The organism is Microbulbifer sp. ABE4_465 (genome assembly GCF_056160765.1).
On sequence record NZ_JBSWXV010000009.1, the window covers coordinates 105,372 to 127,916 of the forward strand.

The 22,545-nt window shown below is 46.7% G+C and carries 15 protein-coding genes; 8 read left to right on the forward strand and 7 right to left on the reverse strand.

The window, feature by feature from the left end:
* The first annotated feature begins 147 nt into the window (after positions 1-147).
* From ACXAG1_RS14190 to ACXAG1_RS14215, 6 genes are all read left to right on the forward strand, one after another.
* Positions 148-1,395, forward strand: coding sequence for a tyrosine-type recombinase/integrase (locus ACXAG1_RS14190; protein WP_475120050.1), 1,248 nt, complete (start codon positions 148-150; stop codon positions 1,393-1,395).
* A gap of 814 nt (positions 1,396-2,209) precedes the next feature.
* The gene (gene dptF / locus ACXAG1_RS14195) at positions 2,210-3,778 is read left to right on the forward strand and encodes a DNA phosphorothioation-dependent restriction protein DptF (RefSeq protein WP_475120051.1); all 1,569 of its coding nucleotides are present in this window, start codon (positions 2,210-2,212) and stop codon (positions 3,776-3,778) included.
* Positions 3,778-5,124 (forward strand): DNA phosphorothioation-dependent restriction protein DptG, encoded by a 1,347-nt coding sequence (gene dptG, locus ACXAG1_RS14200; protein ID WP_475120052.1) that lies wholly within the window; start codon positions 3,778-3,780, stop codon positions 5,122-5,124. The genes dptF and dptG overlap by 1 nt, the downstream gene beginning before the upstream one ends.
* A complete protein-coding gene (gene dptH, locus ACXAG1_RS14205; RefSeq protein WP_475120053.1) occupies positions 5,105-10,204 on the forward strand; it encodes a DNA phosphorothioation-dependent restriction protein DptH in 5,100 nt (1,699 codons plus the stop codon). Before dptG ends, dptH begins: the two co-directional genes overlap by 20 nt.
* Complete coding sequence (locus ACXAG1_RS14210) at positions 10,204-10,773, forward strand: hypothetical protein (RefSeq protein ID WP_475120054.1); 570 nt, start codon at positions 10,204-10,206, stop codon at positions 10,771-10,773. Before dptH ends, ACXAG1_RS14210 begins: the two co-directional genes overlap by 1 nt.
* Positions 10,770-11,921 (forward strand): DGQHR domain-containing protein, encoded by a 1,152-nt coding sequence (locus ACXAG1_RS14215; RefSeq protein WP_475120055.1) that lies wholly within the window; start codon positions 10,770-10,772, stop codon positions 11,919-11,921. The genes ACXAG1_RS14210 and ACXAG1_RS14215 overlap by 4 nt, the downstream gene beginning before the upstream one ends.
* On the opposite strand, the gene dndE is transcribed toward ACXAG1_RS14215, so the two are convergent.
* The 5 genes from dndE to ACXAG1_RS14240 form a co-directional block, all read right to left on the reverse strand.
* Positions 11,922-12,251, reverse strand: coding sequence for a DNA sulfur modification protein DndE (gene dndE / locus ACXAG1_RS14220; protein ID WP_475120056.1), 330 nt, complete (start codon positions 12,249-12,251; stop codon positions 11,922-11,924).
* 47 nt (positions 12,252-12,298) lie between these two features.
* On the reverse strand, positions 12,299-14,290 hold the full coding sequence (dndD, locus tag ACXAG1_RS14225; RefSeq protein ID WP_475120057.1) for a DNA sulfur modification protein DndD: 1,992 nt from the start codon (positions 14,288-14,290) through the stop codon (positions 12,299-12,301).
* Entirely contained in the window at positions 14,287-15,873 is a 1,587-nt protein-coding gene (gene dndC / locus ACXAG1_RS14230) for a DNA phosphorothioation system sulfurtransferase DndC (RefSeq protein ID WP_475120058.1), read from the reverse strand. Before dndC ends, dndD begins: the two co-directional genes overlap by 4 nt.
* Entirely contained in the window at positions 15,870-16,970 is a 1,101-nt protein-coding gene (dndB, locus tag ACXAG1_RS14235; protein ID WP_475120086.1) for a DNA sulfur modification protein DndB, read from the reverse strand. Before dndB ends, dndC begins: the two co-directional genes overlap by 4 nt.
* Positions 16,971-18,662: 1,692 nt before the next feature.
* Positions 18,663-18,893: a helix-turn-helix transcriptional regulator gene (locus tag ACXAG1_RS14240; protein ID WP_475120059.1), complete on the reverse strand. Its 231-nt coding sequence runs from the start codon at positions 18,891-18,893 to the stop codon at positions 18,663-18,665.
* Positions 18,894-19,647: 754 nt separating this feature from the next.
* Here ACXAG1_RS14240 and ACXAG1_RS14245 point away from each other — a divergent pair.
* Positions 19,648-20,589 carry an integrase domain-containing protein gene (locus ACXAG1_RS14245; RefSeq protein ID WP_475120060.1) on the forward strand — a complete coding sequence of 314 codons (942 nt, stop codon included), beginning with the start codon at positions 19,648-19,650 and terminating at the stop codon, positions 20,587-20,589.
* Complete coding sequence (locus ACXAG1_RS14250; RefSeq protein WP_475120061.1) at positions 20,586-20,936, forward strand: hypothetical protein; 351 nt, start codon at positions 20,586-20,588, stop codon at positions 20,934-20,936. Before ACXAG1_RS14245 ends, ACXAG1_RS14250 begins: the two co-directional genes overlap by 4 nt.
* Before the next feature lie 129 nt (positions 20,937-21,065).
* Here the strand turns inward: ACXAG1_RS14250 and ACXAG1_RS14255 are convergent, their stop codons facing one another.
* Complete coding sequence (locus ACXAG1_RS14255) at positions 21,066-21,758, reverse strand: metallophosphoesterase (protein ID WP_475120062.1); 693 nt, start codon at positions 21,756-21,758, stop codon at positions 21,066-21,068.
* 155 nt (positions 21,759-21,913) lie between these two features.
* The gene (locus ACXAG1_RS14260) at positions 21,914-22,537 is read right to left on the reverse strand and encodes a hypothetical protein (RefSeq protein ID WP_475120063.1); all 624 of its coding nucleotides are present in this window, start codon (positions 22,535-22,537) and stop codon (positions 21,914-21,916) included.
* Positions 22,538-22,545: the final 8 nt, after the last annotated feature.

Here is a 22,545-nt window from a genome sequence, read left to right on the forward strand (position 1 = left end):
GCGCCCCCTCTACCCCCGGTGCTCGCCACACCTGCACTGCTGGCTCCCTGCCAGCATGTACCTCTCCGTGATGGGCACCCTTGGCACCCATTGTCGCAAGGCAGCAATTCCCCGGCAGGCAAATCGAGCACAGGAGAGGCAAGCGTCATGTATTTGACAGATCCCAAATTGAAATCTCTGAAACCAGAACATAAAAAGTACAGAAAGAGCGATGGGCAGGGCCTGCTGATAGAAGTACTTCCCAGTAGCACCAAGCGCTGGCTCTTCCGCTATGTCTGGCAGGGGCAAAGGTGCGACATCGGCCTTGGTACCTACCCCGCTGTCTCCCTCAAAAAGGCCCGCGCAGTTCGCGAGCATTACCGGGAGCTATTGGCAGATGGAATCGACCCCCGCATCTGGCGTGAACAAAAAGATCGGGAGAAATTCCAAGTCCAGAATAATCGATTCGACCAGGTGGCCGAGCACTGGTACGAACTCCGTGAACCAACCTGGGCACCGTCGACGCGGAAAAAGCGGCGGGCACTACTGGATAATGACCTGATTCCGCGTTTGCGATCACGCCCGGTAACCGAGATTGAGACTTTTGAGCTCGCACAGCTCCTACAGGAGATTGCAGGCCGTGGTGCATTGGAGTCAGCACATAACGCACGCCAAGTGTTAAATCAGATACTGAGGTTTGCTGTTCAATCCGGACTCGCTCGCCACAATCCGGCTGCGGTACTTCAGGGCGTGCTGCCACCGAAACAGGTCGAGCATCATGCAGCAATTGTGGAGCCGGCCGAATTCGGGCGCCTGCTTGTCGTCATCGACAATTACCAGGGGTCTATGGTCATCCGCACCATGCTGCAGGTCGCACCACTGGTCTTTCAGCGCCCAGTCGAGCTGACCAAAATGCGTTGGGAAAATATCAATTGGGAGGAATCTCTTTGGACTATTCCTTGGCAAGATAAAAAGGAAGGAAAAGGCAATAAAATAGATCACCTAGTTCCCCTTTCACGACAGGCAATCGAACTGCTTAAGACAATCCATCCTTATACTGGTCACCTACCGTACGTGTTTCGCAGTCAACGCGACCACCGACATCACGCGAATCCAGAATCGCTAAATCGTGCCCTAGAAAAACTCGGTTACAAAGAGCGGATTAATAGCCAACACAGCCGCACCGAAAGGCCAAAACACAGCGCACATGGATTTCGAGCAAGTGCACGCACGCTACTCGATGAAGCACTGCGCGAAAGAGTAGAGATCATCGAAGCGCAACTGGCGCATCGCGTGCGTGATTCGCTCGGTCGAGCTTACAACCGCACAACATTTCTACCCGAGCGCCGCGCCTTGATGCAGCACTGGGCAGACTATCTAGACCAGCTGAAAAACATTTCGATTGAAAGCAGCTAAAGCTGCAGGGGCCGCTTAAATCAGCCTGATCTACCGTAGATGACCTTAATTACACAAAAGTACCGCTAGCGAAAGACGAATTGCTTGTGGTACTCGGTCGCCTGCCGCACATCTCAACCAGGTCGATTCTCCGACTCCAAGCAACTCGGCGACCTCAGTTCGACACTGCAGCCTACTTTAATAGATTGTTTACGGGAGCCCATCCGAACTATGTCGTCAGTACCCCACCATTGCTAGCCCCGCTACTCGCCGACGTCCTCGATGTCTATCCTGATGCTGTTCAGTCGTGACCGTGGTCCCCCGGAAGTTGTGGGCTTCGATCCAGCAATCACGACCTCAGTCGCCAAGGCCATTGGCCCCATCATCCAAGAGGATAGGGCCTACAAATACCCGCCGAGAAAAAACACGGAGAATTCTTAGCCGTACCTCCAAGCTTGGTGGTCGCCGCCCCTCTGGCGCGAGCGATCGGCTTATCGACTATTTCCATCCTGGCACAAGTGCAGCGGCGTACACGTTGAGCAATCTAAGTATTTAAACGCCCCTATAAATATCATTTCTGCCCCCAAATTGGACAAAAAACGATCTCTTGCCTGTTTTTCCACGCTTAATATGTATTAAACATAGCGGGAGAGTGTTGATACACTAACAGCCACTGTCGCCGTAATTGCTTTCAGGGCAAATGGTGTGATTAACATCCAAGAGCAATGAGGCCAATATATGTCCTGGCTGTGAAATTGGCGGGCTCTTAGAAAGAAAAATAACAAATGTCTAAACATAACGCATAAAGCTATATGGCTAGCATCATGGACAGTATATGAATTTTCAAGATCTTTTAGGAACCTTGGCTAGATCCTCTGCACAAGCAGTATCGACGCTCAAAAAATCATCAGATGAAATTGAACTGCTTCGCTCTTATCTATATGTGGAAACCGAGATTGAAAAGCGATTTTTTGAACTGCTAGATTCCTCACCTCCTTCCGATACTATTCTTTTTCTGTGCGGCTCAAGTGGTGATGGAAAGTCTGAAATTTTACGGCGCCACTACGATAACTATTCAAATAAGTATCGCTTTCATCTCGATGCTACACATAGTTTTAAACCTGATCAAAATGCTGTGGAGGCGCTTAATCAGCTCTTTGATGACCATCAGAAATCTGATCGACCGCTTGTTGTGGGCATAAACATTGGGATGATGTTCAATTTCCAGAACACAGGGGCAGAGCGTCACACTGCAATAAAAGAGGCTATTGGTCGCTTCATTAAAGGTGAGCGTAATATTGGAAATTATCGCTTTCTTAGTTTTGAGGACTATCCAAAGTTCAGTTTGAAGGAAGGTCAAGTAGGATCAGAGTTTATATCTAAACTTCTGGCCAAGGTAACAGCTAAAGACAACGCAAATCCTCTGTATGCTGCCTATCAAATTGACAAAAAAAATCATCATAGGCTCGAATTTCAAAACTACCGAATACTTCAGGAAGAGAGCGTTCAAAAGCTTATAACAAAAACATTGCTCCATGTGCGCTTGAAGTATGATCAATTTTTTTCTGCGCGCGCAATCCTAGATTTCATCCATAACCTAATTGCTGGCAAGTCCACATTGTTTGACAACCTATTTTCCTCAACCACTGGGGGGTTATCCGAGAGCTTGTCAAATTTTGATCCATGCTTGCTTCGATCCCAAAAAATAGACGAATTTGTTGTACAACGCTCGCTCGACATTGAAGATAAGAATTTTGAAGATTTCAAAACCGCGTATCAGAACCGTTATGGCGCAATAGAAATATCGCCAATGAGTTGGATACGAGCATTCTACGTTCTTCAGGGAATTGATATTGGCAACAATTATCACCATAAGTTCTCATCGGACTTTGAGAGCAGCCTGTTTGAACACTACATTAATATATGGCAGTTACATAATTCACCATCTGATCGAAAAAAATTAAGAGAGTTTTATGAAAAAACTCTGATCGCGAGCCTCATTAAATTCTCAAATCGGCTAGCCCCAAAACTAGATGGCAATGGCCTCTATCTAGCCGAACGGAATGGGGTAACCATTTCGGCAAAAATTCGTTTAAGACTAGACACAAAATCAATTCAGGAAGCAAACTCTGGGCAGGTACATTGCTTTAATGCGGCTTTAAAAGTTGAAGATCACGCTATAACACCATTCCCTATCACTGTCTCATTTCTAGAACTGACAGAACGTATTATGGCCGGCTACAGGCCTAACAGGCACGATAAAAATACGGTAGTCATTCTGGAAGAGGTTGTCGAAGAAGTTACCCGGGTGGCCTCAAAGAGTGAGGCCTTATATTTCCATAGAAAAAATGATGTCTGGGCACTGCTTCTCGAAGACGATGAATTTGTAGTGGCGGAAATTTAATGAACATCAAAGATAATCTTCAGGCAATTCCAGCGATAGAAATAAAAGACCGGAATTTCGTTAATCATTTTCTAACATTCAGACAGCAGCGTGGCGAGGCCATTTCTGACCTCGATATCATGTCTATTGCGGGACAGCTTCTTTCTATCGCTTGGCGAAAAACTCTGAAAAAAGGAAGCACCCTAGAAAAGTATATCGAATCAAGTTCCGCACGACTAAAGTCAAAAATAGCGGATGAAGGGTTTGAAGCTTTGCTCGCTCAGATGTATTTTGATGATGACGCAAAAGGGTTGTACCAAGTTTCTCCAGAATTCTTACTGTTTAAAGTTGCGGGCGCCGGAAGTAGCAACACCAAGCATGTAGCGAACGTTCTTGGCAATATGCTTTTGACTAACGGGCATTCAGCACCACCCAAGTCTCTAGATGTGAACTTCCTGGAGTCAGAGCTTATCAACGAGCTCGAAAGCTTCGTCACCGATATTGAAATTTCTGTTGGCTCTATTAATTATCTCCCGTTCCTTGCGGAGGTATTTGCTGAGGATATGACACACCTGAGCCAGCATCCGAGCTATATGATGCAGAATTGCAAAGCCTTTATTAGTTTGTACAACTTTCTCTACAGCGCGCAACTAGCTAAGAATATCCGAGGCTGGCGAGAGACACCGTGCAGCAAACCGTTATTCTTCATTCTTGATACGGAAAGGGCCAGTGTCGAACGTACTCATGTACGGGAGGCATTGCCAGAGTTGCTGGACCAAGTGCAGAGTCTCTTTCCTGTATTGTCTGCATTAGAGTATCTAAATCAATCCGACTCGAAAACATCTTGTCACTATCCGTTATGGATGCATTACCAATATGTCTCCAATTTACCAGAAATTGAGCAGCAGAAAGTTGTAGCTGACCTTCGCGGTTTTCTACATCGGTATAGGGAAAAGCGTCAGATAGAACCATGGACTGGTCTATTGGATACTGCTGAAGATGTATTCAAAGCCATTGTTCGTACAGCCATGAATATCTTCGAGCAAGCGCGTTCGAGCCAATTGACTGTGAATCGTAAAGTAGTCGGGTCGTTTGAAAATGAGGTTGCGCGGCACTTTATACAGAATCGTAAACGTGGAGGCCGAATTCTGATTATGAATCAAGATTACCTTTTGTTACTGACGAATCTGGCTATTGGCGACAACGAAAAGATGCAATACCAGCTATTGCTGGGAGAGTTTAAGCGCCGCGGGGTCTGGTTTGATCAACAATCTCAACAGGCATTAATTGAGTTTTACGAACGAGTTGGAAATCTCGATCGGATGAGTGACAGCGGAGATGCAGTATATGTCAGAAAGACAATTTGAAGCCTTTCTGGTAGAGCACCTAAAAGATTGGCTGGCAGCAAGAATTAAGCCAGGTGCTCGCTTTCAATTCCGATCAGCGGACCCCGATAACACCATTAAGTTATTGGCCGAACTACAATCTAGCTCCGACGGAATTATAAATGATGAAGAGCAACCATTAAGTTACCTCGATATCGATAGTGTGAAACTTATTATTTCAGGGCATGCTGAAGAGAGAACGGTTGAACAAGGGTGTTACACAGATAACTATCTGGCGAAGCTTCGTGACAATGTAGTTGAGCAGAATAATGCCTTGCTCATGATACATAATAGTAGTCTTGACACTATTACCAATAGCACCTTTGATCTTGCTCAGCCAGGCGCTATCTGGTCAGTCGACAAAATAAAAGATCTACTTGAAGGCCTCATTGATAACAGCATGAACAATCGTGTGACGTCGAAATGCCTTCTCGATCTCCAAAGTAAGATCGTTGCATCAGAAGGGTCTAGCATATTCGGTTTTCGTAGCCTTTATAAGTCACTCTCCGATGGTGATTTGCGTTATGACGAACTGGGTTTGTTTAATGATCCATATCTTACCGAGACCTGGTCTGGTACAGGGGCGGAGCCTAATGCTCGGCAGGTTGAGCGCCGTCTAGAGGATAACCGAAAGCTCCGTTCTGAAATTGCGTTTCAAGTAGAGCACCACGCAGCAGAGCTGGAAGAGCGGTTGAACCAATTCGGAAGTAAATTCGTCAAAGACAACTTCATCGACAGCGAGAACTGGAAAGAGCGAACATACGATGAGTATATATCTGAAATACAACGACAGAAGAAGCAGGCATTAGAGTTTCTTGACATTCAAGCGCGCGAGGGGAATCTCCAGTATCGGAGTAAGAGGGAAACTCCGGCAGGTCAGAGAGACCGAAGTGTACTTCTTCAGGTTCCTGATTCGGCTTTCAATTTTCAAGTCAAACTAACTTTTTCAGGCTCTAGAACTGAAAAGAGCGAGTTTGAGATTCAGCCAAGAAGAGTCGCAAACTTGTTAGAGGTCGAACATAAGCCCAGGCGAGAAAATACGGCATTATACATCACAGGAGAAATTAAAGATGAACCGTTATTTTTCTCGGTTCGGCTTAAGCGTGAATTGACTAGCGAGCAGTATAAGTTCCAGTTTCTGGTGTTGCCTGAAGGAAGTTTCTATTTTGACGAAATAATCAATCAGTTCTTGATTAAGTCTTCGGGTAAGTCTTCGTTGATTATTCAATCTGAAGTTCAGACATTGATCTTAAATCCAGATTCTGATGAATATTTCACACTCCAAGATAACGGGAAAGTGATAGACATCCATCAAGTAGGAGTACTTGATTATCAGCAAATCTACGATGAATCGGACGAAGTACGGTTTATTCTAAAGAGTGGCACTACGGAATTGCCTGTGCAGATTGAAGGAGAGTCCGCGAAGGAATCTCTGACGCTTCCATTAATTATGGATTCTAGCCGTATACGGCATATGTTCAACGACAACTACTATGGCATCTATAAAGCGTCAAAAGAAACAGTAGTAATCGATAATCAGGAGATAAAACAGGTTTTTTTGCGCAAACAGCTACTGGAGTCTGAGTGGTCATTTATTGACGGTGAATACGCGTTCTGGGATGCGAACAAAGAAAAGGGGCTCCCTGCCAAAGGGTTAACGGCATATGGGTTAATGGACCTGTGTGAGAAATACCTAGCCTTTTTAAGGTACTTTAAATCCAATAATCGTCGCTCTCTTCCGTCTCTCGAAGGATGGGGACCAACACTTATAGGGCTCACAAAAGACTATATTGAAGCATACCTAAACTACTTAGAATCGGTTCCGACCGGCAAAACTCTGGACTCCGGGGCTAAGTTTGTGATGAAACTTGGCACGGCAGTATTGCGTGATACGCAAGATGGCCACGTCAAAAGCTACCTAACACCATTCCATCCGTTGATTCTTTCTTACTACCTTTATCTGATCGATCGAATTAAGGCCGACGGTGACGAACTTAGTTTTAGAAGTTTACCAGACGTTACTTTAAAACGTCTAAATGCACGAGGGCTTTTGCCGCATTTGTACGACGAAACGCAGAAGTACAGTTACACACAAGCGGTTGAAGAAAATGCGTTTTGGCTTGAGATAGTTCCACGCGAGGATACTAGTTTCGAGTATGTAACAAAGCTTGTTAAAAACAAGGTTGAAGAATTCACCGAAACCTTTACCAAATTATTTGATACGGTTTCTGCAGCACCAATCTTGATCAACTCTGTAAATAATTACGAAAACAGAGAGCTTTTCAGAGGACTTCTTGCCTACTACATAGAGTATTTGGAAGACGGCCGGCACATACATGTAAATCTCTATGATGATGAAGAGGTTGAAACAGAGTTTGATGTATTTGCGGAAATGGCCACCTACGATGACATAAAAGACCGTTATCGATTAGATAAAGGTTCGGCCAAACGCAATACGGATACAATAGTGGATGTTTTGCGTACTCGTTTGACCTTCAGCAAGTTTCTAAATGTTAAAGTTTCAAAACAGAACTACGCGCATTTAACATTTTTTAAGAACAATCAAGTAGTCGATGTACGAGATAACAATATCGATGAGCATCTTTCCGGCATTGCATGTGGAGGGTTGCTTAATGGAGAGTCTTCACGCAGTGAAAATGACGCATATTTTACCGCGTTTGGTCTTAAAAGCGTTAATCGCTCAGATAAGCCACATTTAAGGATTGCTCGTTTAGTGGGTGCGATGTGGAAACCTTCGCGTCTTAGTAGCGACCAATATCACGATCACTCGGGAATCAGCTTGGCTGTGAGTGATGGAGTGCGTAGACAGCTTGAAAAGTCATACGAAAGCTCTGTCTGGGTGACGATTATTGACCCCAAAGTAACATTGGACTTCTTCGATAATACAGGTGATGTGATCCTGATTCATTACTCTGATCAGTACACGAGCTCTGCGGGATATGATGCAATTACCGTTACTAGACAGGCCCAACTTTACCGAAATGTCCTAGGTGCATCTGGTGAAAGTCTCATTAGAGAGTTCAATGCTTTCAATGGGGAATGGCTGTTGCAGATGGTAAATGACAATGGCAATGAGAAGCTTGGGAAAGCAGGTGTGATCGCTTCTTACAAAGTGGTTTCCGGCATGCTATCGCAGTCAGATATCTGCTGGGTCCCTCTTTCGGTTGCAGAGATGATCCGAGTTGCCGGTAACGTCGGGCTGGCTATGTCTGACTCTGATTTTTCACGTTATAACCTTGGTATAAAACAGGGAGCGATCTCAGACGACATCTTGTTTGCCGGGTTTAAGGACGGATACCTGTATTTATTGCCTGTAGAAGCCAAAGCAGGTAGTCGTCCAGATTACCGCAAGGCTCGAACTCAGGCAAAAGAACTGAAGACGTATATGGAATCACTGTTGGGACAGGAGAACCTGGCAGGCAATCTCTATCGGGGTTTGTTTATTCGACAGGTTTTACTACAGGTTGATAAGTACAAACTCTACGACGTGTTTGAAGAAAGTCACTTCGACTTGTTACTTAACGAGCGGGAGCAATGGCTGGAAGGTAATTATCAGATAGCGGATATTCCGAATTACCCTACCGGCATCGTGGTTGCACACCTGAACACGGATTCTTGTATCGCTGAGCGCTATGAAGAAAATGATGGGGTTCTCGAGATCGAAGTCCCCATGTCAAAGCTTAACCATTTAGTGCATACCCCATACAAGATCCTAAAAGACGAAATTCGGCAGCGTAGTCATTTAGCGGTGCCCGAAATGTATATGCTCGGCAACCTCCAGAAAGATGTATGTCGCGCTCTGACAACAACATCTCTTGCCAACGAAGAACTAGAGGAAGAAAGCCCCTCCTCTGCAGTAATGACGCCTCAAGCTGATCCTTCGGAAGAGACCGAAACTCCTGAAACTCAACACCAGGCATGCCCGCTGAATATTCAATTTGGTACTGATATCTCAACGAATCAGCCAGTGCTGTGGGAGCCAACGAATACTGAAAAACTCTTCAACACGAATACCGGCATTATTGGAACTATGGGGACAGGCAAAACCCAGTTCACTAAGTCTGTGATCACGCAATTTGTTCGTAACCAACATAATAACGTTGACGGTAAGCCAATAGGAATTTTGATATTTGATTATAAAGCCGACTATGTGAAAGACGACTTTGTCGACGCCACTTGTGCCAAGGTATACGACCTATACAAGCTACCATTTAATCCATTGGCCATATTTGGTCGCAGGCCGATGCAGCCAATGCATACAGCGAACCTCTTTAAGACAACTATCTCTAAGGCATTTGGTTTAGGGGCTAAGCAGCAAAATAAAGTTCGAACTTTGGTTATGGACGCTTACCAAGTTGCAGGTATCCGCCCTCAAGATAGTAGCACTTGGAGCAAACTGCCACCAACAATTGCTGACGTATGGGCCGAGTTTCAGGCTCAGGATAAAGTTGAGCAAGATTCACTCTATGCTGCGTTAGATGATTTGATCAGCTTCGAAATATTCGAACCAGACAGTACTAAGACCAAATCGTTATATGATCTTGTCGACGGAGTCACGGTAATCAACCTGTCGGGGTACGACCCCAGCATCCAAAATCTTGTAGTCGCTTTAACTCTTGATTTGTTTTACACCCAGATGCATCAGCAGGGTAGCTCAAAACTTGATGGAAACTTCCGCCAAATCTCCAAAATGATTCTGGTTGATGAAGCTGATAACTTTATGTCGCAGGACTTCGAAAGTCTGAAAAAGATATTAAAAGAAGGCCGGGAATTTGGTGTTGGTACGATTCTATCAACACAGGAGCTTACGCACTTTAAAACTAGCGACAACGACTATTCGTCATTGATTTTATCGTGGGTCATTCACCAGGTGTCGAACATTAAGCCGCAAGAGGTCAAAGCAATTTTTAACACCCAGACAAAGCAGGATGAAGAATATTTCATGGGACAAATTCGCAAGTTGGAAAAGCATCACAGCTTATATATAGATGGAAGGAAGAAAGTGGCCAAGATTAGAGATTTGGCTTTTTGGGAATTGTAATGAATCAGCAAAAGAATGAGTGGAAAATTTTTTCCGGCACTTTATGGGATTTAATAACTAGAGGCTTTAAAAAGCCCGCACCCTTTATATACTTTCTATCGGTTATCCTCTTAGCGGGTGGCGTTGGATTCTGGTATCCACTTCTTGACAAAGGTGAACCCAATTTAAATTCGGCAATGACTTATGTATTTGCGCTTCTTGCAGCAGTAGTTGCTGATTTTTTCACCTCATCTAGAGGTGAGAATTTTTTAGATGAATGGAACGATATTGAGAAGGATTTCACGGTCCTCGTTGTAGGCCTAGTTGTCTTTATCACGTCATTTGCAGTAATTGCCGTAGTATTAAAATGCGGCTTTTGGGCTTGGTTCTGGATGAGTGTGGCCGCAGCTTTAGTCTGGCTTCTGTGGTGGATATTGTTGGAGCCTCAAAAATTTGGCATACCTATATCTCGGGAAACAGTTGAGCAATCTACAATAGGCGATCCTATGCATTCTCAATCCTCAAATTCTAAGCCAGTGAGCTTGAGAGATCTAAAATCAAGCCAGCATAGCAATGGTGGAGAATCATGAGTGAGATCCCATTTTACGAAGGATCTGCACTTCGAGTGGAACAGCCGCTGGGAACCTTTTTTGTAATCAGTATATCAGCAGATAAACTGCTTGAAGTTTGTTATTCGGACAAAGCTGAGACCAACCAAGATGGTTTTGGGATTACTGGAACACAGAGAAAGGAAGACGAAAAAAGGCAGATCGAAATATCTGAATATATACGTAGTAAAGAAGCTGCGTTCCCAAACTCAATTATATTGGGAGCAAACTATTCAGAAGCTGGAGAATATATTGAGTCGAGCGCTGCATGGAGGATAGAAGCGTTAGAAAACGGTGCTTATAAACTTATAATTCCGAGCAAGGTAAAGCTAGCTTCCATAATCGATGGTCAGCATCGACTCAGAAGCTTCCGAAACGTTGATTTTGATGAGCGGAAGCGTTTTGAGCTCCTTTGCTCTGTCTACGTAGACCTTCCCATCCCCTACCATGCTTACTTGTTCTCAACTATTAATTTCAACCAGAAGAAAGTCGACCGCAGCCTTGCTTACAACCTGTTTGGTTTTGACATTGATGCTTCGGAGCCCGACAAGTGGGTTCCGGAAACATTAGCGGTATCACTCGCTCGTCGTTTGAATATAGAGGATACTCCCTTTAAGGGCGCGATTGTTTTAGGAGTTGTAGGCGCATCCACCAGTCACGACAGGATGAAGATATCTATGGCCACCGTAGTTGACGGCCTGCTTCGATTAATATCGCGAAAACCAAAGAAAGACCGCTCTTTAATGATGCGCTATAGTCGAAAAGATAGATCTCGAAGTCTTTTGCCTGATGATGAATCCCCGTTAAGGTTTTTGTATAAACAAGGATATGACGATGTTATATATGAAGTCGTCCTTAATTTTTTCACTGTCATTGATGAATACTTTTGGAAAGATGCTGAAGAAGGATCATATATTTATAAAACCGTAGGTGTTCAAGCATTTTTTGAAGTTCTTGATAAAATGTTAAAGAATTTTTCAGAACGACTTGACGGAGAGCTGGAAGACTTTCAAGAGAAGCTTACTCCTGCGAGAGCTGCAGACCTGGACTTTTCGGATGCCCAGGCATCAGGAATTGGGAAGACTAGCATTCGGAATAAGCTACTAGAACATATTACTTTGCCTGTGTGATTAGATAAAAGGAGCCTTTTTACTTTCCATTATTAATGCTCCATCATCCACATGGCTCGCCCAGGCCTTGTAGTAATCTTTTGCTTCGAGGTCTGGGTACTTCTGTTTCAGCAGCATCTCAACGATATCGCCGTAGTCTCCTAGCCAGGTATATTTAGTTAGCTCACGTTGTGTGAGCTGGATATCTTCGCCTTTCCAGGTGTAACCGCGCTCTATAGATGCAAAGAATGCCAAACGCGCCCCAATGTTTACGGTTAAACCGGTATTGTTCTGGAGGCGACGGAGCGAGGAAAAAGCCCTGTCTGAAATCTTCATGTTCTGCGGCAGCATGTTTGGGATCCTTATAGTTCTCTCAGATCGTTTCCGGACGGTTCGAGTTAATACCGCCAGAAGTAGCCCTCGTAATATGTAGAGCTTCCTGCATGTGAATCGTAGGCCACTTCAAAAGCATGGGAAATTTCTGGTGATAACTCCCTGTAGAAGTCCTCATCTACCTCTGTATCCGTCGACAAAAGCAATACCTGGTGGCTGGCCGTTGGGAAATAGTTCTTCACCAAATTTTCTCGATGATGAGAGTCTAGTCGGCCCAAAGGTGTATCAATAATGATTGGTAGGTTTCGACCGGAGGTACGACCGAGAGCCTCCAACATGGCGATGGCGTAGATCTGCTTCTCCCCTGCGGATAGCTTCTTCTTATCGATGACATGACCTTGGCCGTCAACAAGTGACACATTGAACGTTTCCGGGTCTATTTTAGCGGTAATCATCAAATCGTCTTTGCGTGCTAATTTGGCAAAGGACTTAATAAACTCTTGCTCAAGAGTTTGGATTCTGCTGGTTCGACTTTTACTACCAAAGCTCTCGAGTAGCCCACGGGTGCGGTCAGCCAAAGTGACTGCTTGATCCAGGCTCGTTACGCTACTGAATTCCTTTTCCTTATCTCGCAGCTTTCGCAAGCTATCCATGGCCTCACGGAGCGAGGCTTTAGCCTCCTCAGTCTTTTGCTTGATTTCAACTTTACGCTGACCGAGAGCGTTTTGAATCTCTCCCAATTCGGAGACGAAGCTGGATATCCGGCGTTCATCTGGGGCGCGTGAAATATTGAGGCCGACATTCGCCAATTCTTCTTCAACGTCTTCAAGCTCACTCGAAAGGATTTTCACTTTGGCCTGCTGGTCTGGGGCGACCTTGGTAATCAGGTGGCTTAAGCGGTTGAATTCGCTATCAGAGATATCGTGAATAATTTCGGTAACAATGGATTTTTCAGGGGCCAAGCTTTCGCCGATAGAGATTTCAATAGCCTTTTCATGTTCTTTGCCAAGTGACTTAATAAGTGCACTCTGGATTTTGGTTAGCTGCTTACGTAGCTCAACCTGGAGGACCATTTGGCGCTTAGTTTTCTGTTCGGCCGTGAGCTGCTTTAGCAGGCTGGCAATTTGCTTTTTCGCCAACGCTAGGGGCGCCGCATCTGCAATCAAGCTTTTAATTTGCGCCTGTAAATCGTCGCGTTTGCTCCGTAGATTTTGCTCTTTCGCTTCTGCCTCCCGTCTGCTGCTCGCCCAAGCACCACCCAGCTCGTTAATATTTTGGTTCAAGCGTTCTTTAGTGGCCTCAAGTTCAGTTGATTCAACTTTCAGATCTTCAATCCCTGAAAGTTGAGACTGATACTTGGCATAAAGTGACTGGTAATTACTCTCCAGTGATTCCAGCTCTTTACGAATATCAGAAGGTAGCCTATCGCGCTTCTGATCACGCAAGTAAACGCCAAGATCGGCTTTTAGCCGATCGATAATATCGAGGCCTAAAAGACGATTGATAGCATCTGAAAGTGCACTGTTGTTATCGTCTTCGGCGAGGTCTGCAATTTTCTCTCCGTCGAAAAAAAACAGGTCAGCAACGCCGATAGGAATCAGCTCATTAAGAAACGCTTGTTTCTGCTGATCAGTGAGATTCTTGAGATGGTCGCCATTTTGATAGATCTCAACATTTTCGAATACGCTCTTTCCGCGCATCGTCCACATGCGTTCAACGGTGTAGTCGATGATTTCTCCCTGACGACCAAAGTTGAAGTCTAGCTTAACGCCAGCAGTATTAGGTCCAAGTACTTTATCTTTGGGCGTATGTATAGTGCTTGCCAAAAATTGGTGATAAGCCTGTATCGAAACTGCACGCCCAAGACTCTGCTTTCCATAGAGAGCAAGGCGTACCGCAGTCAGAGTTGTTGTTTTACCGGCACCATTTAAGCCACCGAAAAGAATGATAGGTCGTTTACGGTTGTACTTTACACGCGGTTCCAGGTCGACATGATTTTTCTCAAATCCTCCCTGAAAAACACCGAAATCTTGTAAGTAGAGACTTTTTAAAATCATTCGGCCAGCGCCTTATACTCTTTTTCGAGGACCTTTAGTTGTTCGCCATAGACAGACTTCAGATATAAATCTGCGCTATCTTCTTTCAGCTGATTTTTCAATTGGTCTTTAATTTTTGAGTTGTGAGTCGCCGTAGCTTTAGCTGCTTTAATGTCATCGATAGTTCCCCAGTCATTTTTCAGCAAGCTCTCGATTTTGTTAAATAGCCCCTTTCGACGGCCAAGGCCATCCATAGAAAGTTCAAGCTCTAGTAATTTCATGACTAATTCTGCTGGCACACCGTTCTCAGTCGAAAGTGTGGCAATAAGATCAGCATCTTCTTGCGAGAACGCTCCGCTATCATGCTCAACCCAATCTAAGTCATTCTTATAGACGCTGCGATAGATTTTGGGCAGTTCATCCGACCAGTCTGGCTCATTGGGATCGAACATCCATTCTTTTCGAATGGCATGTAACTCCTCCGGATGAATAAGCTGAATCTTTCGGCCTTGGTCTATTAGGTTTTTCTCAATGGTCAGTAGCTCTTTCAGCCATTTTTTTCGATATTCGAGAAGATAAGGCCCCGGAATTGTTTTGATTTCGGCGATATTGTCATTGTCAATCGCTCCTCGAGCATACTGAATCCGTCCGGTACGACGTTTATAGTTACGGTATTTGGTTTTATTTTCTGGAAGCGTAGTTTTAAAGAGCTTGTTCCGAAAACTTTTTAGCTTCATCAGCCAATCTTCACCTGAATCAATAAGCCCTTCAATAGCTCTGTCTTTTGTGACGACCGTGCAGGTCCAGCAGCCAAAGCGAGAGTTACCACAGGATGGTGTATTGGTATCAATTACCAGTGGGCACTCTCCAGCACTGGAATCTTTGTAGAGGTCGAAGAGTTCAAAATGATCCCCCCCCCAAGGGGCGGGCGCACCTAGTAGGTACATCCAGACCTCATCAAAGGTCCAGTCCTCAATAGGCATATAGGTAAAGGCGCCTGGTAAGGATGAGTGACGCGACAGAGATGAGCCTTCGATTTTGTGTTTTGCGATTACCTGAGCTCGGGAAGAGCTTTCCTGGCTGCGAGCACCAAGGACAACAATTACTTCACCAAAGCGTGCAATTTTATCTTTGATAAATGCACTGACTGGATCGATTTTCATACGCTCTGTACACCAACGGAAGTTCTGCGTCGGTGCTGGATAGCCTTTACCCAAAAGGTTTACCCAAAAGGTTTCGTTCCATGCGGGGTATACAACGTGGGCCGAAATGGGCAACTTCTTTTCCTGCGCATTTCTGTTAATGGCCTGAATCGAGTCGTTGATCATATCGACGACCATTGGCGTCTCGACCAGAGTGTCCGACGAAATCACATAGATATGTTTGTGGCGCTTGGTTTCTGGGAGACGCGTAAGAGCCACGTAAATGAGAGATAGAACTGTTGTGCTATCTTTTCCGCCACTGAAGCCGATGACCCATGGTTTATCATTCTCTAGGTATAGGTTCTGTATTTCGCGGATTAGGTCGAGCACCGGGCGGCCGGCAAATTCAGACTCTTCCAGCATCTTATCCATGCTGGGGTACAGGGTTTTTCTCTGGCTCATGAGGTCAGCTGGTCTTCGATGTGTTGCTGTTCTGCACCCAGTGATACACCAAGTGCACGACGAATGATGTTTGCGGTTAGCACGGTACTACTGCGTGTTTTACTGAGTTTGCCATGATTATCCATGGCTCTGCCGCGCCACTGTTTGATATTTGAGCGACCCCAGTCGATCTCCGAAAGGCGTGAGAGTTTTGCTTTCCAATCGTTCGGAAATTGCCTTAGGAGGTCTGATCCCGCTTCTCCCAAGGCTCCCAATCCAATCCCGTGCGCATGGATGTATTGTTCCCGAAGTTCTGAGGTTGAAATCTTGCGATCAAGAGCATCTTGCCAGTCGCGCATGTTACTACAGACCGCTTCCCAGTACTCCGCAGCAAGCTGCATTTCGGGCTCTGATATCGGGTCTCTCCCGCGCTTATCTAGGAAAGCCTTTGACGCTTGTTTTAGAGAGCTCAAGGTAAAGAGCTTGCTGCTTCGCTTGGAGAGGCTACTGCTTTCGAGATCAGTTAAAGCGTTAAAGCAGGACACGCTCTCAAAAACATATCTTGCGAGAGCTGAGCCACCATCTCGATGGTCGTAGAGTGTACTAAGTGAGTCTGAAGGTCGCACAGCGTGCTTGTTCAAGTCGGCAAACATCTGTTGACTTCGGGCGAGGCCTTCATCAACGAAGAACAGCACAGGGATATTATCGTGCCCCAATTCGTGGGCTTCCTTTACTGCGTGCTCGATGGCTTTACGACGATGCTGCCCATCATTTACAAGAATCTGGGTGTCCATCCCGATCGAGAGCATACCCAGGTTAATGGCTGGGCCAGTGTCCGCCACCGGCTCGAAAATAACGGAGCCATCAATTGATGCTGTTATCGCAGAAAGCGTATATGAGTCAGGATTTTCGACCAGATAATGCGTGATATCAGGTACCCGGCTTTCGTTTAGGCGGCGCTGAGCGCGTAGCTCTGGGGGAACGACGTCTTCGTCAAAAACGAATAACTTGGGTATCAGGCGCATTGGGCACATCGCGATGTAGCATGGCCTGCCTGCTTGCATGCCGCGGACGGCCGGGAACTTGTGCGTATACTCGCTTAGTAAGCTAGAGACCATTTCAGACTTTACGGGTTGTTTGTTATTAATTACGAACAGCGCGTATTTTGTTCGTAGTTTATGCGTAATGCAAGCGTTACCCGTAAATGAATAGTTTTCAACCAAACCAATACGGCTTGGTCATTTCTTAACTTGGCGCTTGGCTGCAGAATCACGGTAAACGTCAAGCCTCTCACGTGACTAACAGTGACCCAGTTATAAGGCTGCAGCTTTCAAGATTTCCTAGATATCTTTGTTTCATACCCTGTGCGATTGCACTCATGCCCCCGACAATTTCGTACCCACACAATTGTTCTCCAGCCCCTATGCCGAGGGCCTCAGTTCGAATTACTGACCAGCCCAAATCACCGATGTATACGCAGCCCTATTCAAATCCCGATATAAGCGAGCGCCGCCACAGCATCCGATGCTCGCCGCACCTGCCCTACCGGTTCCCTCACATCATGCACCTCTGGCCTGCGGGCAAATTTGGCACGCGTGCCCATAAGAGAGCGAGTAGAGGAGAGGCAGGCGTCATGCATTAGTGTCATTTCCCGAGATGCAGGGTGCCGCTATCGTGTGCGCTTCGATGGCCTTTCCGAGGACGAGCTCCCGGCAATGGCGCGGCACTATGCCAGCGAGGAGCAGCTGCATGCGTATCTCGAGGGATTGGCAGTGCCCGCTGAGCTCGAATGCCTACTTGCGCGCATGGGTCGAGTCACATTGCGCATTCGCATCGGGGCTTGCCCGCTGGAACACATGTTGATACTGATGAGCCATTTTGCCGCGGCGGGTCTCAGCCTACTGTGGGAGCGTGGCTCACCTATGTCATCGGCTGCCTACCATTTCTCAGCCCGATCCTCGCCGACCTCATTTGCACTATCCAGATACAGTTCGGCATGGGCCGGGGCCTATGGCAAGACCTGGCCAGTCGCTCACGGGCAGCAAACGCCTCTCCATCGCCGAGATCTTGCGTCCGCTCACCAGCAAGGAGGACCGTGCAAATTCACGCCACACACACCGAAGGCGTTCTTTGCCAATCCGCCAAGATTTGTCTTCGCTAATCTTTTTTCATGCGCGCGCGACTGGAGCTCGGCATGACGACTTTTCCCATCCTGACGCCGATATAGCGGTTTGGACGCTAGCTGCGTCCCGACGCCTTCACAGTGCTCGGTTGCGGACTGGCATTTTGACTGCCGCACGTAATATCGCCCTCGCGGACTCCTCAGAAGTTGCTGCTATTACTTGTGCATGAATACTTAGTACAGCGCTGGGGATATCACCCTGTCTATGTGCGGTGACTGGTCCCGCCCTATTGCCTGTAAACGCCCCTTAAACACGGCAACCTTGCCGAACACCTGCGCGACATGGCAGACGATGGGCAGCCGGGATATACAAGTGCTACTCAGGAATTTTTAAGCAAGGCGTGCAGCCTGCTGGCCCAGAGCAGAGGCTACGATGAGGGCTTGCGGGAGCTGCGCTCAGGACTGGGAGGTTAGCACGGAAATGTCTGAGCTCAGCGCGCAGGAATACCGGGGATCCGCTGAGAAAGGGTCTAGGCCAACAGGGTAGCCAATTGCAATATATTTGGCACATTCCGATCCCAAGAGGAATATGCTCGATTACCAATTAGAAAATGCGATACACATACCCGAGTGCTTCATCGAAACGCAGCACCGGGCAAAGATCCGAAGTAAACTGATACTGAACAATTCAGTCGGGTAGATCGCACGAATTATCCACCATGTCATTTTTTGATCGGTCGTCGATAAACTGCAAGACGTCACGCATTGGCCATACCGAACATCTTTTTGAGAGTCGAATCGGCTGGGGCGCCCGCCCTTCCGCGACCCACCTCGACCAGGTTGACATACCGATACCAAGCAACGCAGCCACTTCAGCCCGCCGCAATAGCTGGTGCTCATCATATTCTCGCTCTCGCATGACAATGTCCTCATACTATGTCACAGGCATTCATAACACAGAAAATTTAACGACAGTGCCGTGCGCATCGAGAACGCCTCGAGCGAGGGGTAAATACCCTTCGCTGCTGTCGAACATTGCCGTGTCAGCCCATTTCCGTTCCCGCAGGTCCAACTCCTGAATGTCACGATCACTAAGCAGCCTGCAGGGAAAATACGCCCAATAACTTAGATGCAACGGCTTTCATCTTGCGAGACGAACCCAAAATACAGGAACCGGAAACTTTCTCTCAGCGGATCCAGAAGAATTATTTATCTCGATTCGTCTCAGGATTTATCACGTAGTAGGAATTTGATTTTTCTTCTAGACAGAAACGTTCTTAGGTGTAAGATGCATTTAACCCCGCTGCCATAAGGCCGGGCTGGGAGAGAACGCGAATCAAATTACGTTAAATTTTGTTAAACACAGCGTTGCTGTGTTTTGCTAGCTCGGCGTTGTTGAGCATCAATCCAGTCACTCCTGCTGAGTGATCAGGTTCATACCTCAGGGGATGCCAGGTCTGACCAACCTCCGTGTAGCGCACCTCCATATCAAAATCATGCTACCTGCCAAAGCACATGGCAGTTCCGCATGTTCATTCGCCTATCTTTTATGGCGATTTTTCTCACATGTAAATTCGGCAGCCGTTAATCAGCGGCGAAATCGCTAAACACATTGGCCGATACACATGTCGAGTCCGCTATACATCCCGAAATAACAGATTAGGTAGCAGCGTATGAGCACAGGCAGAAACTATGGCTGGGGTCAATCGCCAGTCAAATCGGCACTAAAGAACCGCGTCAGAAAAGGTGAAATTGGCGATAGGACAACTGAGTGCTACATCCGAGCATTCAAAAATTTTGCGCAGTATATGCGCACAGAGCATCGAATCTATGATATCGGGCGGTACGAAGAGAAGCACCTGGAACAGTTTGCACAGTCTGTCGCGCATGATTACACCGCGTCAACTTTCCAGAAGCAAATTTCGGCCATTAACTCGCTGATGAGAACAATCACGTACGGCGAATGGCAAAGCGTTTCCCCATCCAAGACCACGCGGAGCCAGCGTCGCAATGTCCGAGTGGACCCACATCTGTACCTTGAACCTGAGGCAATAGTAGAAGCACTTAGAGAACATCTAAGTCCGCAGGCGCATGCGGTTATTGGCCTGATCGCGCACTTCGGTATCCGGCTCGAGGAAGCTGCTAGCCTAGATGTTGTTGCCGCCCTCAAGGAGCATTCGGCAACGGGCACTATCGACATCATCTACGGAACAAAAGGTGGGCGCGGGAGAGAATGCGAGAGACTACTACCTGTCAATGACGCTGCGTACAACTGGCTTAGGTATTGTCGAAAACTGACCGGACCAATGTTCTCACTCATACCAAAAGGCATGAAACGGGAAGCCTTCAAAAAAATGGTTAAACATGAAGCACTCCCGGCTCTCAACGAGAGGTACGGGCTAGGTATCCATGGGTTGAGGCATGAGTACGCTGCCCGGCGTTATCGAGAACTGACTGGCCACCACACCCCAGTTAATTGCATTGCATTTGGCCACCCACTGGCAGATAGAGATCTTGATCGAATGGCTCGCGAAATCATTAGCCATGAGCTCGGTCATGGGCGGGTGCAGATTGTTTCAGTCTATATCGGCAGCTACCGGGTGCAACAGCGATGAGCAAACGAACAAGTAAACAGCATGTAAGGCGGGACATTGAGACCATTATTCGGCATCGCAGAGGGAAGCGGCGCAGCACAAATGAAAGACGGAAGAAAAGGATGATAAGTATCGCCGAAAAAATACTCAATAAATACCATGTTCGACCAAGCGCGTGGACTTTAGACCACATGAAATGGCTTTGGGAAGAGCTTGATAACGCGTACAGTGAACAGACCGCCTATGTATACAAAACAATCGCCCGCGAAATTGCTGAATTTTACGGTCAGTGGAGCTATATCGGTGGAGATCTAGAGTTCTCGGCACCGGAAAAAACGGCGTCTCGAGTCGCCATTGAGAATGCGTAACCGTCCATTGTGAGGCGTTATTTGGATTAGTTCAGACATGTATGGCTGGGGTAATGTGTAGTAGTTCAGACTTGATCTGACAGTTACCGGTTTTTTCAGAAGGTGCTCTGTCAGATCAAGTCTGAACTACTACATATGAACCAGTGAGGGATCCGCATTTTCTAGACAGTCAATTCGATTGAGAAAGTCCCGCTTATATTCCGATAACGTTCTCTTTTTATTCCCCAGCTCCAGAACCTCCAAGTACAAACGAGACGCCAGCGACCTTCGCCATAGAAGAGTACGAGCCACTACTTCTACATTTGGTTCGGTCAGTGAAGCTCCGTCTGACCAGGCCTTATCTAGCTGACTCAGAAGTGTTTTTACCGTATCCCAGTTGCTATCGGGGACATCTGCATGAACAAGCCCCACCCGGGCATCAGCCACATCTATCTCAATTGCCCAAGGCCAGCGCCTCACCTTATCAACAATCGCCTGTTGCTTACTTGTGGGTAACTCATAGAACCATCCGCCACCATTCGAATGGTGCATTTGAATACAAGCGGAATCCTCAAAGCCCGCAATCGTCATTGCTTCATGATTCCCAAGAATACTGATGTAAGTACTTTGATCAATGAGATCAATCATGGCCAGGCTGTCTGGCCCACGATCAACAATATCACCAAGAAAAAATAGACGGTCGACGCTAGGATCGAAATTGATATTTTCTAGCTGGCTTTTCAGTTGCCCTAGGTGCCCATGGACGTCGCCAACAATGTAGTCGCGCCCGCCAAAATTATGGGACAGCTTCCATAGGCAGCCGCTTTTATTCGAAGGTACCAAAATCTACTCCATTCGCCATATGCTTACCTATTCAAAATTAGGGCCCATCACCTGGAGCTAGCTTCCCTTGGGAAAGGGCACACAGTGGTTTTCAAATACCATGAAATCGCGCGCCGATCACTCACACTCTGTAGGGATAAACTGGTAGGTACAAGCTAACCGCGGATGTGCTCAGGGTAGACCTCCAGCTTGATCATGGTGTCTTCCGGAAAATTTCCGACCGAATTGGGGTTTTGATCCTTGCCGACATGCAGTTCATCGCCTTTCACGGTGATTTGGCCAGAATACCGATCCCCGAGATGAATGACCCCCAAGCGCTTGATCACCCAGCGCTCACGCTCCAGATTCATGGATTTCTGGGGGTAGTGGTAGGGCTCAAATGCGTGCTCGACGACGGTGGTGACCAACATCACACTTCGGAAACGACCGGAGCCACCGCCAAATTCGGTGGTCAGCAGGGCATGAATCCCGGATGTGGTGGTGCCGAGGTATTGGTAGCCAAAGTACGGCGCACCCCTGGAGCAGGAGTATTGCTCACACGACTTCTTATCCTCGTGAAAAACAAAAGGAAGCCCATCTCCGCGCACCTGTATGTCACCAAAGTAACGTTTGCTATTAACCGAATCCAGAATATTGATCGATACAACCTGCTCTCCGCCATCACTAAGCCAAGTGGAAAGATCTTCTATCATTCTCGGATGGATAAATGGTTCTTTGTCGAAATAGTAACCGCTTTCATTTTCATGGGCGCGCCCCGGAACGGATACCAATGCAGACAATAGAATCC

Excerpts from the sequence above, each read along its gene's own strand:
- dptH (WP_475120053.1), top strand. The coding sequence starts at position 5,105 with ATGTCAGAAAGACAATTTGAAGCCTTTCTGGTAGAGCACCTAAAAGAT.
- dndC (WP_475120058.1), bottom strand. The coding sequence starts at position 15,873 with ATGAGCCAGAGAAAAACCCTGTACCCCAGCATGGATAAGATGCTGGAA.
- dptG (WP_475120052.1), top strand. The coding sequence starts at position 3,778 with ATGAACATCAAAGATAATCTTCAGGCAATTCCAGCGATAGAAATAAAA.
- ACXAG1_RS14210 (WP_475120054.1), top strand. The coding sequence starts at position 10,204 with ATGAATCAGCAAAAGAATGAGTGGAAAATTTTTTCCGGCACTTTATGG.
- ACXAG1_RS14240 (WP_475120059.1), bottom strand. The coding sequence starts at position 18,893 with ATGCGAGAGCGAGAATATGATGAGCACCAGCTATTGCGGCGGGCTGAA.
- dndE (WP_475120056.1), bottom strand. The coding sequence starts at position 12,251 with ATGCTGCCGCAGAACATGAAGATTTCAGACAGGGCTTTTTCCTCGCTC.
- ACXAG1_RS14250 (WP_475120061.1), top strand. The coding sequence starts at position 20,586 with ATGAGCAAACGAACAAGTAAACAGCATGTAAGGCGGGACATTGAGACC.
- dptF (WP_475120051.1), top strand. The coding sequence starts at position 2,210 with ATGAATTTTCAAGATCTTTTAGGAACCTTGGCTAGATCCTCTGCACAA.
- dndD (WP_475120057.1), bottom strand. The coding sequence starts at position 14,290 with ATGATTTTAAAAAGTCTCTACTTACAAGATTTCGGTGTTTTTCAGGGA.
- dndB (WP_475120086.1), bottom strand. The coding sequence starts at position 16,970 with ATGGTCTCTAGCTTACTAAGCGAGTATACGCACAAGTTCCCGGCCGTC.
- ACXAG1_RS14215 (WP_475120055.1), top strand. The coding sequence starts at position 10,770 with ATGAGTGAGATCCCATTTTACGAAGGATCTGCACTTCGAGTGGAACAG.
- ACXAG1_RS14245 (WP_475120060.1), top strand. The coding sequence starts at position 19,648 with ATGAGCACAGGCAGAAACTATGGCTGGGGTCAATCGCCAGTCAAATCG.
- ACXAG1_RS14190 (WP_475120050.1), top strand. The coding sequence starts at position 148 with ATGTATTTGACAGATCCCAAATTGAAATCTCTGAAACCAGAACATAAA.